This is a genomic window from Luteococcus sp. Sow4_B9, from assembly GCF_052116585.1.
Lineage (GTDB): Bacteria > Actinomycetota > Actinomycetes > Propionibacteriales > Propionibacteriaceae > Luteococcus.
In genome coordinates this window covers 60,924-75,763 of record NZ_JBQKKT010000014.1, presented here as the reverse complement: position 1 = coordinate 75,763, position 14,840 = coordinate 60,924, and the positions used below count along the sequence as shown (strand labels likewise).

At 66.6% G+C, this 14,840-nt stretch carries 12 protein-coding genes and 1 pseudogene; 3 read left to right on the top strand and 10 right to left on the bottom strand.

The window, feature by feature from the left end:
• The first annotated feature begins 113 nt into the window (after window positions 1-113).
• Complete coding sequence (locus ACTQ49_RS10010; RefSeq protein WP_441827694.1) at window positions 114-878, top strand: SDR family oxidoreductase; 765 nt, start codon at window positions 114-116, stop codon at window positions 876-878.
• An 8-nt stretch (window positions 879-886) separates the two neighbouring features.
• Here ACTQ49_RS10010 and ACTQ49_RS10005 read toward each other — a convergent pair whose 3' ends face one another.
• From ACTQ49_RS10005 to ACTQ49_RS09960, 10 genes and pseudogenes are all read right to left on the bottom strand, one after another.
• Entirely contained in the window at window positions 887-1,795 is a 909-nt protein-coding gene (locus ACTQ49_RS10005; RefSeq protein WP_441827693.1) for a COX15/CtaA family protein, read from the bottom strand.
• Window positions 1,783-2,568: an ABC transporter permease gene (locus ACTQ49_RS10000; protein WP_441827692.1), complete on the bottom strand. Its 786-nt coding sequence runs from the start codon at window positions 2,566-2,568 to the stop codon at window positions 1,783-1,785. The genes ACTQ49_RS10005 and ACTQ49_RS10000 overlap by 13 nt, the downstream gene beginning before the upstream one ends.
• A complete protein-coding gene (locus ACTQ49_RS09995; RefSeq protein ID WP_441827691.1) occupies window positions 2,565-3,299 on the bottom strand; it encodes an ABC transporter ATP-binding protein in 735 nt (244 codons plus the stop codon). Before ACTQ49_RS09995 ends, ACTQ49_RS10000 begins: the two co-directional genes overlap by 4 nt.
• Window positions 3,296-4,747: a threonine synthase gene (gene thrC / locus ACTQ49_RS09990; RefSeq protein WP_441827690.1), complete on the bottom strand. Its 1,452-nt coding sequence runs from the start codon at window positions 4,745-4,747 to the stop codon at window positions 3,296-3,298. The genes ACTQ49_RS09995 and thrC overlap by 4 nt, the downstream gene beginning before the upstream one ends.
• A gap of 148 nt (window positions 4,748-4,895) precedes the next feature.
• Window positions 4,896-5,870: an alkaline phosphatase PhoX gene (locus ACTQ49_RS09985; protein WP_441827689.1), complete on the bottom strand. Its 975-nt coding sequence runs from the start codon at window positions 5,868-5,870 to the stop codon at window positions 4,896-4,898.
• 28 nt (window positions 5,871-5,898) lie between these two features.
• Window positions 5,899-6,352, bottom strand: a pseudogene (locus ACTQ49_RS09980) (alkaline phosphatase PhoX); the annotation flags it as partial.
• A 210-nt stretch (window positions 6,353-6,562) separates the two neighbouring features.
• On the bottom strand, window positions 6,563-7,987 hold the full coding sequence (locus tag ACTQ49_RS09975; RefSeq protein WP_441827688.1) for an MFS transporter: 1,425 nt from the start codon (window positions 7,985-7,987) through the stop codon (window positions 6,563-6,565).
• A gap of 303 nt (window positions 7,988-8,290) precedes the next feature.
• Window positions 8,291-9,148: a sugar ABC transporter permease gene (locus ACTQ49_RS09970; RefSeq protein WP_441827700.1), complete on the bottom strand. Its 858-nt coding sequence runs from the start codon at window positions 9,146-9,148 to the stop codon at window positions 8,291-8,293.
• Window positions 9,149-9,255: 107 nt separating this feature from the next.
• Window positions 9,256-10,866, bottom strand: coding sequence for a maltose ABC transporter permease MalF (gene malF, locus ACTQ49_RS09965; protein ID WP_441827687.1), 1,611 nt, complete (start codon window positions 10,864-10,866; stop codon window positions 9,256-9,258).
• A 178-nt stretch (window positions 10,867-11,044) separates the two neighbouring features.
• On the bottom strand, window positions 11,045-12,319 hold the full coding sequence (locus ACTQ49_RS09960; protein ID WP_441827686.1) for a sugar ABC transporter substrate-binding protein: 1,275 nt from the start codon (window positions 12,317-12,319) through the stop codon (window positions 11,045-11,047).
• A gap of 277 nt (window positions 12,320-12,596) precedes the next feature.
• Between ACTQ49_RS09960 and ACTQ49_RS09955 the strand changes: the two genes are divergently transcribed.
• Together ACTQ49_RS09955 and sufB are read left to right on the top strand one after the other, a co-directional pair.
• Window positions 12,597-13,355, top strand: coding sequence for a helix-turn-helix transcriptional regulator (locus ACTQ49_RS09955; RefSeq protein ID WP_441827685.1), 759 nt, complete (start codon window positions 12,597-12,599; stop codon window positions 13,353-13,355).
• A gap of 4 nt (window positions 13,356-13,359) precedes the next feature.
• Window positions 13,360-14,808, top strand: coding sequence for a Fe-S cluster assembly protein SufB (gene sufB, locus ACTQ49_RS09950; protein ID WP_441827684.1), 1,449 nt, complete (start codon window positions 13,360-13,362; stop codon window positions 14,806-14,808).
• Window positions 14,809-14,840: the final 32 nt, after the last annotated feature.

Here is a 14,840-nt window from a genome sequence, read left to right as displayed (position 1 = left end):
CTGAAACGCCACCTCATCCGCATCGTGTTCACCACCCTCAAGAACCCACCCAAGACCACCCAAGCAGCCCCCGGGACTTGCATCCCACTGGCCGCTTGACATAGGAGAAACACATGAGATCGGTGCTCGTCACAGGCGTCGGACGTCGACGTGGAATCGGTGCCGCCATCGCCCGCAGGCTGGCCAGCGACGGCTGGAACCTGGCTCTGGGGTACCACGCCGAATACGACCAGCGCGTCATGGACGAGGAGTCGGACACCCAGCTGCTGGCCGAGGAACTGCGCAGCCGGGGAGTCCGGGTAGCACTGGTGCCGGGCGATCTGGCCGACCCCGAGGTGCCCGCCGCGGTGGTGGAGCGGGCGCGCGCGGAGCTGGGCAGTGGCGACGGTCCCGCCACTCTGGACGCCCTGGTGATGAGCCACTGCGAGAGCGTCGACAGCGACTGGTTCAGCACCACCGTCGAGAGCTTCGACCGGCACTACGCCGTCAACGTCCGGGCGCCGTGGCTGTTGACGCGGGCCTTCGCCGAGCAGGTGGGCTCCGACGGGGGAGCGGTGCTGGCCCTGACCAGCGACCACACTGCCTTCAACCTGCCCTATGGCGCCACCAAGGGCGCGCTGGACCGACTCGTGATCGCCGGAGCCACCGAACTCGCCGATCGCCGGATCCGGTGCAATGTGATCAATCCCGGCCCGATCGACACCGGCTGGATGGATGACGCCACGCGTGCGGAGCTCTCGCGAATGACCCCAGGCGGGATGCTGGGCGGGCCGGAGACCACGGCGAACCTGGTGGCCTGGCTGCTCTCCAGCGAAGGCTCCTGGATCAACGGGCAACGACTGTTCAGCGACGGGGGATTCAACCCCACCCGGGTCTGACGGAGCGATCAGGCGCTCAGCCGGGTACGGGTTCCGTGGTAGAGCCAGCTGACGGCCGTGACCACCAGACCGATGCCGATCATGTGACAGATCACCAGACCCATGGGCAGGCCGTTGAAGTACTGCGCGTAGCCGATGGCGCCCTGCACCAGTTCGGCGGCCAGCAGCCACAGCACCAGGGTTCGAAGCCGCGTGTTGCCGTCCTTGAGCGCAACCACGAGGAGCGCGACGGTGAGGGCCACCACGGCCCAGATGGTCCAGGCGTGGGCCTTGGCGACGAACTCGATGTCCATGCCATTGCGGGCGACGCGCTCGTCGCCGGCATTGGGGCCGGCGCCGGTCACCACGGTGCCGAGCCAGATGGCGAACATCATCAGCCAGAAGATCACCTGCACCACCCGGCGCTGCACTAGGGGAATGACCAGTTGCTCGCCGTCACCCGTCCACTGGACCAGCTGCACGCACCAGACGATCAACAGGACGGAGAGCAACAGGTGCAGGGCCACCACCCACGGGTTCAGGTGGGTGAGCACTGTGATACCGCCAATCACGCCCTGGAAGGGGATGCCCGCCAGGATCAGCCAGGCCAGACGTCGTTCGCGATGTGCCGCCCCGGTACGGATGGCCGTGACCACGGTTGCGATGGCGATGGCCAGCAGCACGAAGGTGAGGGTGCGGTTGCCGAACTCGACATAGGAGTGCCAGCCCAGAGCGGGGTGCGCCGTGTAGGTGTCGGCGCTGCACTTGGGCCAGGTGTCGCAGCCCAGGCCGGAGCCGGTCAGCCGCACGACGGCGCCGGTGACGATGATGCCGCAGTTGGCAACGAGGTTGGCAATGCTCCAGCCGCGGAGTGCCCGGCGGGTGCCGAACAGTCCGCCGGGCTCGGAGTCAGCCGGTGCGGGGGTCAGGAAGTCCAACGGAATGCCTTTCGGGCGATGAGGTGGGCCACGATGGCCCAGACCACGAGAACCAGGAGTGAGGACCAGGTGACGCCACCCGTGGTCCAGTGGCGCAACACCTCCCCGAGCGCCCCGGTGGGGGTGGCCGCGACGACCGGCTGTGCCCAGTGCGGGAAGGAGCTGACCGGCCACATGATTCCGCCGGCGACCAGGCCGACGAGGTAGAGGATGTTCGCGAAGGCCAGGGTGGCCTCGGCACGCAGCAGGCCCGCCATCGCGAGGGCCAGGTTGGCGAAGACGAACATGGCCAGGGGGAGCGCGAGCAGCAACACGGGCCACTGCATCGGGGAGGGCTGAATGCGCCACCCGAGCAGCTGCCCGACGGCGCCCAGCAGCAGGACCTGGCCCGTGGCGATCATGGTGATGGCGAGCGCCTTGCCGGCCAACAGACCGCTGTGCCCCAGAGGAGTGGCGGACAGCCGCTCCAGCACGCCGTAGCGGCGTTCGAAGGCGGTCGAGATGGCCAAGGAGGTGAAGCAGGAACTCCAGATGGCCAGGGCCAGCACATTCGGCGCGATGGTGTTCTCGGTGATGCCGTAGCGACCATCCGCGATGTGGCCGAAGACGAGCAGTCCCAGGGGGATCAGCAGTGCCACCATGAGCTGCTCCCCATTGCGCAGGATGAGCTTGGCCTCGGTGCGGGCGTGGTTGCGGATCATCGCCGTCCGCCGTGCCGGGCCGCTGCCCGGGGTCATGTCCAGCGGTGTGTCCAGAGGCTTGTCGACGATCATCGGCGGCCTCCTCGTCGGCTCCGGGGCGGATTTCCGACCCGGGCGGTGGTGTTGAGCAGGAAGATGTCCTCGAGCGGTGCCTCGGCCGTCAGCTCGCTGACGGTGCCGCTGACCACGACGCGGCCGCGATCGACCATCCAGACGTGGTCGGCCAGTCGCTCGGCCTCGTCCATGGCGTGGGTGGTCAGCAGGACCGCGACGCCGTCGTCGCGCAGCTTGCGGATCACCTGCCAGGTGTGCCGACGCACGTGGGGGTCCATGCCGGCCGTTGGCTCGTCCAGGAAGACGAGCTCGGGGCGGCCGACGAGGGCGCCGGCCAGGTTCACGCTCTGCTGCTGGCCGCCCGAGAGCCGGCGGTAGGGGGTTCGTCGGAAGTCATTGATCCCGAGGAGGTCCATCAGCTCGTCGACCGGTTGAGGGTTGGCGTAGAGACCGGCGAGGTAGTGCAGCAGTTCCTCGGCGCCAATGGCGCTCCACGCACCGGTGGACTGGGGCATGAGCCCAATGCGGCCGGAAGCCTCGGGGCTACCTGCAGGGTGGCCCAGGACGGTCACCGTGCCACTGTCCGGACGCACGAGGCCGGTACAGCAACGGATCATGGTGGTCTTGCCAGCCCCATTGGGTCCGAGCACGGCGGTGATCCGGCCGGGCTCGGCGGCCAGGGTCAGCCCGGCCAGGGCGGCATGACTGCCGAAGCGGACCACGACGTCCTGGAGTTCAAGAGCGGTCACTGCGGCAGTCCAGTCCGTTCCTCGATCAGGGCCTTGAGCGCCTCGACGTCCCGGGGGAGGTCGATTACGTGGCGGGGCAGCAGGTCGAGATGGGCGAAGGCGGCGGGAGTCTCGGGTTCACGACCCAGCGCCTCCTGGATGGTCGCCGCGAACTTCACGGGCAGCGCCGTCTCGAGGACGATCATCGGGGGCTGCGCCGGTTGGGACGTGGCGAGGTGGTCCTTGGCCACCTTCACCCCGTCGGCGGTGTGCGGATCGATCATGACGCCATGGTCATCCCAGACCTGCTTGATGGTGGACACCCGGTCTGCGTGGGTGGAGGAACCGGAGGAGAAGCCGAAGCGCTCCTGCAGGCTGGAGAACTCCGAGGATCCCGAGAGGTCGAAGAAGCCCTTGCGGGGCAGCTCCCGGCCGAAGAGCTCGGCGGTGCGGGCACCGTCTCGGCCCAAGAGGTCGAAGATGAAGCGCTCGAAATTGCTCGCCTTGGAGATGTCCATGCTGGGGCTCGACGTCTCGTGCGTCTCGGCCGAGCTGCGGACCCGGTAGACGCCGGTGCGGAAGAACTCGTCGAGGACATTGTTCTCGTTGGTGGCCAGCAGCAGGGTGCGGATGGGAAGTCCCATCTGGCGCGCGACATGACCGGCGCAGATGTTGCCGAAATTGCCGCTCGGTACGCAGAAGGAGACCTCCTGGTCATCCTGTGTGGTGGTCTGGACCCAGGCGGCGACGTAGTAGACCACCTGGGCCACCAGTCGGGCCCAGTTGATCGAGTTGACCGCGCCGATGGAGTGCTTGGCCTTGAAGCCCAGATCATTGCTGACGGCCTTGACCAGATCCTGGCAGTCGTCGAAGACGCCCTCCACCGCGATGTTGACGATGGAGGGGTCCTCGATGCTGAACATCTGCGCCTGCTGGAAGGGGGTCATTCGCCCCTTCGGCGTGAGCATGAAGACGCGGACGTGCTGGCGGCCTCGCATGGCGTACTCGGCCGCGGACCCGGTGTCGCCGCTGGTGGCGCCAAGGATGTTGAGCTCACGTCCCTGCCGGGTCAGTTCGTACTCGAAGAGCTGCCCGAGCAGCTGCATCGCCATGTCCTTGAAGGCGGCGGTGGGGCCATTGGAGAGGTGGCAGAGCCACAAACCGTTGCCCAACTCCTCCACGGGCGCCACCTCTGGTGTGCCGAAGACGTCCTCATTCCAGGCCCGCTGGCAGATGCCGCGCAGGTCCTCGGCAGGGATGTCGTCGATGAAGTCGGACAGGATTGCGAAGCCCAGCCCGGCGTAGCCCTCGTCGGCCCAGATGCGACGCAGTTGCGGCAGCCGCCCGCCGATCTGCGGGTAGCTTTCGGGCAGGTAGAGGCCACCGTCCGGTGCGAGGCCCTCAAGGAGGATCTCGCAGAAGGGGCGGCCGCCCGTGGGGGACGTTGACCGGGTGGAGACATAGCGCACGACTGCCAGCCTAGTCGGCCCTGCCGGGGACTGCTCATTCGTTCCATCGCGCGCCCGGTGTGGCGGTCGGCACCGGCGGGCAGCGACGCGGAAAGGGGCGACCACCGCGTGGATGGTCGCCCCCTTTCGAGCTGTCAGGGCTGGTGCGTCACTTCACCATGAAGGGGCGCAGCGGGCCGGTGATGGCGTAGGTGCAGTCGCCCTGGATCGAGGCGAACAGCACGTTGCCGCTCTTGTTGAAGCACGGGCCGGCCCACTCGCCGCGATCGGCGATGTCACGGGCGAACTCGCGGCTGCCACCGTTCTTGCCGATGCTGATCAGGCTGCAGGGGTTGTCGCCGTCCTCCGTGATCACGACGCCGCCCCACGGGGTGACCGTGATGTTGTCCGGGCCGTGGAACTGCTTGATCTGCTCGGTGGCGTCACCGGGGACGACGGCGCCCTTGGCATTGCCGGCCTCGTAGAACTCCTTGACGGTCATGGTCTGCTTGGCGAAGTCGTAGTGCACGACCATGCCCCAGTCCTCGTCGATGCCGTATTTCGCGGCCTCCTTGGCGTTGACATAGGACAGCGTGAACCACAGGCCGGTCTCGTCGGGCCAGCAACCCTCGATCTTCGGGTGAACGGTGGCACCCGGGAACTGCTTGCGCAGGTCGCTCTTCTGGGCCTGGCGGTCCTCGCCGCCGTCAACCCACTTGACCGGGTAGGCCTTGCCCAGGTCGTCGATGGTCAGCTCGCCGTAGTGCACGAGGGCCTTGCCGTTCTTGACCAGCTGGGCGGCCTGCAGGACGCCGTCGTTCTCGCCGAACTGGCGAGCGATGCCCTTGCTGATCTTCTTGCCGGCCGGAGCGGTCCAGCGGTAGAAGAGACCAGCGCCGGTGTCCTCCGTGATGTAGGCGAACTTGCGCGAGGGATCGATGGCAGCACCCTCCCAGACAGCACGTCCCCGGCACTTGATGGGCTCGGGGATCTGCTTGGCGACGACATCCGGGAAGACCTCGAAGACGTAGCCGTGGTCCTTCTGCAGGGTGTACATCTTGCCGTCGGTGCCCTTGACCTCGGTGCCGGCCTTGGTGGTGTCCTCCTCGCCGGGCGAGCCAGGCGCCCCAGGGGGTCTCGCCACCGGCGCAGTTGCGGATGGTGCCGGACAGGGGCAACCCACTGCTGCAGGAAGTTGCCGCGGGCGTCGGTCTCGACCACGGTGTTGCCGCCCATGCCGGTGGGGCAACCGGCGTCGTAGACGGTGCCAGCGACCAGCGGGACGACCACGTCGGCCGTCGAACGGCACTCGTGGTTGCGGACCAGACGGATCTTGCCACCGAAGTCGAAGCAGCCGGTGCCGTCCAGGTTCGACGGGGTCTTGCCGATGACCTTGCCATTGCGGTCGTCCAGCAGGTCCTCGACGCCGATGGTGCCGACGCGGGTGGCCTTGAAGCCACGGGGCAGGGCGAGCTTGCCGTCATCGGTGATGTTCACCAGGTCGTAGCGGCTCTTGGGGCCCTTGGGGCCCTTCTGCCCGGGGGCGGCGAAGGACGGGGTGCCGGTGGCGGCAACGGTGCCGGCGATGGCTGCGGTGGCCAGCAAGCCACGACGTGTGAGGTTCATGACGATCCTTTCAACGTGGGGGACCGCCCGGTGCGGGCGGTCACGGTCCAGCCAATCGGGTCAGGTCGTCCATCGGGTGACCGGCATATGACCCTTCGGTGACCCATTTGTGTGCCAAAGCAGCGACCCCGGGTGCTTTCCCTGTCATGGCAGGGAAGTCCCGGGGACGCCAGTTCATGCCGAATTCACGGTGTTCGGCGGGGATTGAGGTCAGCTCGCAGTCGCAGGCGTGATGCCTTCCTCGACCAGTCCCTGCTGGGCTGCGCCCACCTCCACGGCGGCGGCCTCCTGCTGTGCTGAGCGGGGCTGGCGCGGCACCAGGGTGAACAGTCCGCCCATCAGGGCGACCACGGCGAAGAGCTGGAAGGCCAGGGTGATCTCGATGCCAGCGGCAACCAGGAAGCCACCCACCAGCGGACCGAAGATGCCACCCAGACGGCCGAAGCCGGCAACCCAGGCCACGCCGGCGCCACGGGCACGTGACTCGTAGAAGTTGGACCCAAAGCCGTAGATCAGCACCTGGACGCCGATCGTGCCCATGCCGGCCAGTGCCACCAGGAGGAGGAGCACCCCATAGGGCAGGGAGAAGGGCAGGACCAGCAGGCAGATCGCGGCCAGGGCGAAGAGCGCGACGATCACGGAGCGGGCCCCGATGCGGTCAGCCACCCAGGAGGCGGTCATGGACCCGATCATCGCGCCCAGGTTCAGGGTGAGCAGGAAGAGCAGGGAGCCCTTGGTGTCGTAGCCGTGGTTGCCCATGATGACGGGCAGCCAAGTGTTGAGGCCATAGGTGAGCAGCAGGCCGGAGAAGCTCATCAGGCCCAGGAAGATCGTCGCCACGAAGTACTTGCGCGAGAACAGGGCGGCGAAGCCAGCGGGTTCGGATGACGGCGCCTTGACCGAATCCGGGTTGACGTGCTGGACCAGTGGCACGCCGGTGCGGCGCGACCACTCGAGGGCTTCGGCGTGTCGGCCGCGGGACTCGAGCCACAGCGGCGACTCGGGCAGCTTCCACAGGGCCAGTGGGAGCAGGAAGAGAATGGGGGCGGCGCCGATCATGAAGAGCCCTCGCCACCCGATCGAGGAGGCCAGCAGAAGGGCGGCGATCGACGCCAGGAAGCCTCCGGCCGGCACGCCGCAGTAGACGATCGCGTTGAAGAGCTGGCGACGGTTCGGCGGGGCGAACTCGGCAACGATGGCGCCAGCGGTGGCCACCAGGGCACCGACGCCGATGCCGGTCACGAAGCGCAGCGCGCCGAAGGCGGTCACCGTGGTGGACATGGCCGTTGCGGCCATGCCGATGGAGAACCACGCAATTGCCAGGAGCATGACCTTGCGACGGCCGATGACGTCGGTGACGGCGCCACAGCCCAGGGCGCCCACGAGCACGCCGAACAGGGCATAGCTGCCGAGCTGGCCCGCCACTTGGGGCGAGACGTGGCCGATGTGGCTGGGATCGGCAAGGAAGGTGGGGACGACGGTTCCGTAGATGACCAGGTCGTAACCGTCGAAGATGATGGCGATGGCTGAGATCAGGACGACCCAGAAGACGCTGGACCGACGCAGGGGCGCGTCGGCAACGGTGGGTTGGGCTGTGATCGGTGGGGCCACGGTGGCTTCGGGCGTGGTGGACATGTGCGCTCGATTCTGTGGTGGGCCGCGTCGCTGCGGCCTGGACGTCGAACGGTGGTGTGGATCCGCTCGGTGGTCCCAAACCCTGCCATCAGGCGAACGGCAGTTCACCCCGGCAATTGTCCGGAATGTCATCAGGTGCCATTGATTGTCGGCAGCCACGGATTGATCGTGCTGGTCCGGAGCGCGAGGGGCCGCCCGGCGAGTAGAGGATTGCACCTGGGCCGAGGTACCCGTCAACCCGTCGGCACGGCGATGGCCCGCCACCGCACGGGTGACGGGCCATCGCATGGGTGCCGGGTTCGGTTACTTGACCGAACCAGCGGTCAGCCCGGAGACGATGTACTTCTGCAGCCACAGGAAGAGGACCATCACTGGGATGGCCGCCAGCACCGCCCCGGCGGAGAAGATGGGCCAATAGGTGTTGTTCTCCGTCGAGACGTACTGGTACAGGCCAATCGCCAAGGTCGACTTCGACGAGTCATTGCCCAGCACCACGGAGGCGATCACGAATTCCGTGAAGGTGCCGTTGAAGCTGAGCAGCGCCACCACGGCGAGGATGGGGGCCACCAACCGCAGGATGATCGTGAAGAAGATCCGGGCATGCCCGGCTCCGTCCACCCGGGCGGCCTCGTCGAGGGAGGCCGGGACCGTGTTGAAGAAGCCGTACATCAGATAGGTGTTCGTGCCCAGCGCGCCGCCCAGGTAGACCAGGATCAATGCGAGACGGGAACCGACACCGAGCATCGGGAAGACATCGCCCAGATTGGTCAGCAGCAGGAAGATGGCCACCACGGTCAGCAGGGCGGGGAACATCTGCACCAGCAGCAGTGCCATCAATCCGGGACGGCGGCCCTTGAAGCGCATCCGGCTGAAGGCGTAAGCGGCGCTCGCGCCGATCAGGACGGTGCCGATTGACGAGGCCGCTGCGATCACGATGGTGTTGATGTACCACTTCGCGTAGGGGCGGTTCTCGTCGGCCAGCAACTTGGAGTAGTTCTCCAGGCTCACGGCGTCGAAGAGCTTGTTGGAGCCGGTCAGCGTGCCCGCCGGGTTCAGGGAGGCGGACAGCACGTAGACCAGCGGGAAGGCGGAGAAGACGACGGCGATCAGGCCGACGATGTGCCGCCAGCCGATCACCCCCATCCACTTGGCGAAACCCATCTTCGGCTGGGGCGGCAGCTCGATGGCGGTGCCGTCGTGGGCCGTCAGGACGCGTTCGACCTCGACCGGGTCGCTTGCCATGTTGGGGCGTTCCACGGGAGCAGACATCAGTTCAGGTTCTCCAGGGTCTTGGTCTGGCGGAAGCCCAGGTAGGAGATGCCGCCGATGATGAAGAAGATGATGATGGCGAAGGCGCTGGCCAGACCGTAGTCATGGGTGCCGCCGCCGAAACCGGCCACCTTGAAGACCATCGAGATCAACAGGTCAGTGTGGCCCGCGGAGAGCGAAGTCCCCTGGAACTGGGGGCCACCATTGGTCAGCAGGTAGATGAGCACGAAGTTGTTGAAGTTGAAGGCGAAGGAGCTGATCAACAGCGGCGCCAGCGGAACCATGAGCAGGGGCAGCTTGATCTGGCGGAAGGTCTCCCAGGGGCCCGCGCCGTCCATGCGTGCCGCTTCCAGGACGTCGTCGGGAATCGACTGCAGCGCGCCGGTGGAAACCAGGAACATGTAGGGGAAGCCCAGCCACAGGTTCACCAGCAGCACTGCCACCTTGGCCCACACCGGATCGGTCAGCCAGGGAATGCGCGCGCCTTGCAGCAGCACCTCGTTGATGAAGCCGAACTCCTGGTTGAACAGGCCTGCCCAGACCAGTGCCGAGAGGAATCCGGGGAAGGCGTAGGGCAGGATCATCATCACGCGGTAGATCTTCTGGCCGCGCATCCGGGGCTCGTTGAACATGATGGCCAGGAAGAGTCCCAGCGCGAAGGTGGTTGCCACGCTCAGGAAGGCGAAGGCGAAGGTCCAGGCAGTCACCTTCAGGAAGGGGCCGCGGATGTCCTCATTGGTGAACGCACGCTGGAAGTTCTCGAAGCCGACGCCAACCTTCCAGCCGGGCTCGATGCGCTTGCCCTGGTCGGTCACGAAGGAGCCGCGCCCCGAATCGTGGTAGACGGTGCCCTGCGCGTCGGTGAAGGTGTCCGCCGCCTTGTCATAGGTCAGCGTCGACTTGTACTCGTAGGCCGCCGAGCCGGTGGTGGTGCGGATGAAACCCGAGTTCGGGTCATCGTCGATCTTGACCTTGAGGGCGGTGATCTCCTTGGTGCGCTGGGACACCTCGGCAAAGCTCAACACCTGGTAGCCCGGTACGTCCTTGATGCCGCCGATGCTGGTCAACTCGACGTCCGGGACCTCGGCCAGCACTTCCTGGTCTGCGGCGGCCCGGACCTGCTTGCTCTCGGGATCCACCACGACGAGCTGCAGCTTGCCATCCTTGATGGCGACGGCGGACTTGTAGGCCTTGGACCCCGGTACGCGGGTGGTGTTGTTGGCCTGGATTGCGGCGATCGCGTCGGGCTTGGACGAGACGTGGCCGTCTCCATAGTTCGTGAACGAGATGTAGACGGTGTAGAGGATCACGCCCACGCTGAAGATGCTCAGGAAGACCAGGCCGGGGAAGAGGTACTTGGCCGGCAGGAAGCGGTTGGGCGGCAGGTAGATGCCGTTGACGAGCACCAGCAGCACGATGATCGCGGCGAGGATCCACCAGGCGCCGGCGGCGACGGCGGTGAACGCGCCCATCAACAACAACGCATCCAGTGCGCCGAGGACGGCGAGTTTGATGATCCACGCGAGTGGGCTGGCGGAATAGGTGGCCTGTGCGCGGTTGACGACCGCTTCGCGCTCGGCGCCGGACAGTGCGGGGTTCTTGGTCTTCATGGGCCTTCGTTTTCGTGAGGGCGTGTTCGTGAGGGCGTTCTCGTGAGGGCGTTCTCGTCGGAGTGGGACGAGCGTGGGAGCGGGACAGGCCTGGGCCCGGGGGGTGGGGAGGGCCCGGGGGCGGGCCCCCCCCCGGCGCCCCAGGCCTGTCTCAGCGCCGTGCGGTCACGGGATCAGATCACTTGATCTTGCCGTTGAGTGCGGTGACCATGGCTTCCCAGGTCTTGGCGGGATCGGCCGCCTTCTTGCCGATGATCTGTGCCTGCGCGGTGCCCCAGTCCGTCCACACGCCGCTCATGGTGGGAATGTTCGGCGTCGGGACGCCCTTGGCGCTGACGGCGCCGAGGGCGGACACATCGGCGTCGGCCTTGGCGGCCTCGTAGGCCGCCTTGTTGGCGGGAGCGCGCAGACCCTCCTTGTAGAGCTCGGTCTGCACCTCCTCGGAACCGATGTACTCCACCAGGAACTTGTTGACGGCCACCGAGTTCTGGGTCTTGGCGGACATCACGAGGCCCTGGACGGTCACGAAGGCCTGGGCCTCCTGGTCGCCAGCCTTGGGGATGGAGTCGATGGCGTACTTGATGCCGGCCTTCTTGGCATCGGCCAGGTTCCACGGTCCGGTGAGGAAGTAGGGCGTCTTGCCGGCGAAGAACTGGGCCTTGGCGATGTCACCCGAGATGTTCAGGTTGAGGACTCCGGCCTTGCCCTGGTCGGCCAGCCACTGGGCGAACTTGGCGCCATTGGCGCCGCCCATAGCAAGCTTGCTGGCGTCGAATCCCTTGTCCCCGAGCTCGAAGAACGGGGCTCCGAAGGAGGTCTGGAAGGGGTACAGGTGGAAGGGGTCGGAGGTCTTGGCATCCAGGCCCACCAGGAAGGGGTACTTGGCCTTGCCGCTGGCGACGACCTTCTTGCCGGCCTCGACCATCTCGTCGAAGGTGGCCGGGGTGGCGTCGGGGGCCAGCGCGGTATTGCGCAGGATTGCGATCGACTCGGTGGAGTAGGGCAGGCCGTAGACCTGGCCCTCGTAGGTGAAGGCCTGGACGGCGACGTCCTCGAAAAGGCTGGCGTCGCCCAGCTCGATGGGGGCCACCACACCGTTCTGCACCAGGCGCCCGGTGGCGTCGTGCGGCATGATCGACGCGTCGGGGCCCTTGCCCGTGGGGACCTGGGTGACGAAGTCGTCGGCCAGCTTGCCGAAGTCCTTGACGACCAGCTTCACGTCGACGCCGGTGTCCGCCTTGAACTTGGCGGCGACGGGCTTGAGGATGGGCTCGCGATTGGAGTCGGTCCAGACCGTGATGCTGCCGGCCGCGGCGGCCGGCGCGCTCGCAGACGTGGTGGTGGTGCTGGAGGACGTGGTCTTCTCCTCGCCGCCACAGGCGCTCAGCGCGGTGGCGCCGACGGCGAGGCCGGCGATGCCGAGGAAGCCGCGGCGACCCAGGGTGTAGCTCATGGTGTCTTGCCTTTCTCTCGTGTGCATCGTCGCGGGCCAACCATTGCCCTGTGGCGCACACACTGTGCAGATGCGCCGGCCGCTGTGCCGGAGCGCTGGTTCATCCTTGCACCCGGATCAAGCGAGCTCGACCCCCGCCCCACCGAATCACCTGTGGATCAGCTGAATGACGATCGTCCTGCTTGCAGTGTGGAAAGTTCTGTCCGAATCGTGGAACTCGTCGAGTGAGGCAAGGCTTACTTGTTGTCTTCGTGGCGAAATAGGTAAGAATGGTGTTGTGAAAACCAGCGACGAGACAGTCATGCGCGGCGTGCAGCCTGCCGTCGTGGAGGTGGAGGAGGACGAGTCCACCCGCGAACGAGTGGCGCGCGCGATCCTGGAGGACGGCCCGAGCACGGCCGTTGAGCTGGGAGAGCGTCTCACACTCACCCCCGCGGCCATCCGCCGTCACCTGGGAGTCCTCACCGAGCAGGGGCACATCGAGCCGCGCGAACAGCGGGTGCGTGGGCAGCGCGGACGAGGCCGTCCGGCCAAGGTCTTCGCGCTGACCGATCGAGGCCGACGCAATTTCCACCAGGCCTACGACGAGCTGGCGCTGCAGGCGCTGCGGCAGCTCGTGCGGGCTGCCGGCCCCACCGCGGTCAACGCCCTTGCGGCCCAACGGGTGGCCGACGTCGAGCAGGCCTTCCATCGGATCCGGGAGGAACAACCCACGGCCACGGCCTCGGAGGTCCTGGCCCAGGCGCTGAACACCGACGGCTATGTGGCGAGCGTCAAGCCCGCCCAGATGGGCGAACAACTCTGCCAGCACCACTGCCCAGTGGCGCACGTGGCGGAGGAGTTCCCCGAGCTGTGCGAGGCAGAGACGCAGCTCTTCAGCCGCCTGCTGGGCAGTCATGTCCAGCGGCTCGCAACCATCGCCCACGGCGACGGCATCTGCACCACGAACATCCCGCTCTTCAGTCCCCAGGAGCTCGCAACCGGCGGGCACTCCCGAGGACTCGACAGCCAAGATCCCAATCGAAAGGCCAACTGACACCATGACTGACCTGCAGAACAAGCCGGTCGTCCCCGGCACGGGCGCCTCGCAGGACGAGCACCTGGACGCCCTGGGCAACTACCGCTTCGGCTGGCATGACAAGGACGAGGCCGGCGCGGCCGCGCAGCGTGGTCTGAACGAGGCCGTGGTGAAGAACATCTCGGAGCTGAAGGACGAGCCCGAGTGGATGCTCGACATGCGTCTGAAGGGCCTCAAGCTCTTCGGTCGCAAGCCGATGCCCACCTGGGGTGCGGACCTCTCGGAGATCGACTTCGACAACATCAAGTACTTCGTGCGCTCCACCGAGCGGCAGGCCCAGTCCTGGGAGGATCTCCCCGAGGACATCAAGAACACCTACGACAAGCTGGGCATCCCGGAGGCCGAGAAGGCCCGCCTGGTGGCTGGCGTCGCCGCCCAGTACGAGTCCGAGGTGGTCTACCACAAGATCAACGAGGAGCTGGAGCGTCAGGGCGTCGTCTTCCTGGACACCGACACGGCGCTGAAGGAGTACCCGGAGCTCTTCCAGGAGTACTTCGGCACCGTCATCCCCACCGGTGACAACAAGTTCTCCGCGCTGAACACCGCCGTGTGGTCGGGCGGCTCCTTCATCTACGTCCCGAAGGGCGTCCACGTCGAGATCCCGCTGCAGGCCTACTTCCGCATCAACACGGAGAACATGGGCCAGTTCGAGCGGACGCTGATCATCGCCGACGAGGGCTCCTATGTGCACTACGTCGAGGGCTGCACCGCGCCGATCTACAAGTCGGACTCGCTGCACTCGGCCGTCGTGGAGATCGTGGTGAAGAAGAATGCCCGCGTCCGCTACACCACCATCCAGAACTGGTCGAACAATGTCTTCAACCTGGTGACCAAGCGTGCCTCCTGTGAGGAGGGCGCCACCATGGAGTGGATCGACGGCAACATCGGCTCCAAGGTGACCATGAAGTACCCGGCTGTCTACCTGATGGGCGAGCACGCCAAGGGCGAGACGCTGTCGATCGCCTTCGCAGGCGAGGGCCAGCACCAGGATGCGGGCTCCAAGATGGTGCACTGCGCGCCCAACACCAGCTCCTCGATCGTCTCCAAGTCGGTCGCTCGTGGCGGTGGCCGCAGCTCCTACCGCGGTCTGGTTGAGGTGCAGGAGGGCGCCAGCCACTCCGCTTCGAGCGTCAAGTGCGACGCTCTCCTGGTTGACCAGATCAGCCGCTCGGACACCTACCCCTATGTCGACGTCCGGGAGGACGACGTCTCGATGGCCCACGAGGCCACCGTCTCCAAGGTCTCCGACGACCAGCTCTTCTACCTGATGCAGCGTGGTCTGGAGGAGGACGAGGCCATGGCCATGATCGTGCGAGGCTTCGTCGAGCCGATCGCACGGGAGCTCCCGATGGAGTACGCCCTGGAACTGAACCGTCTCATCGAGCTGCAGATGGAGGGTGCCGTCGGCTGATCCCCGACGACGACCCGGGGCGGGCACTCCCG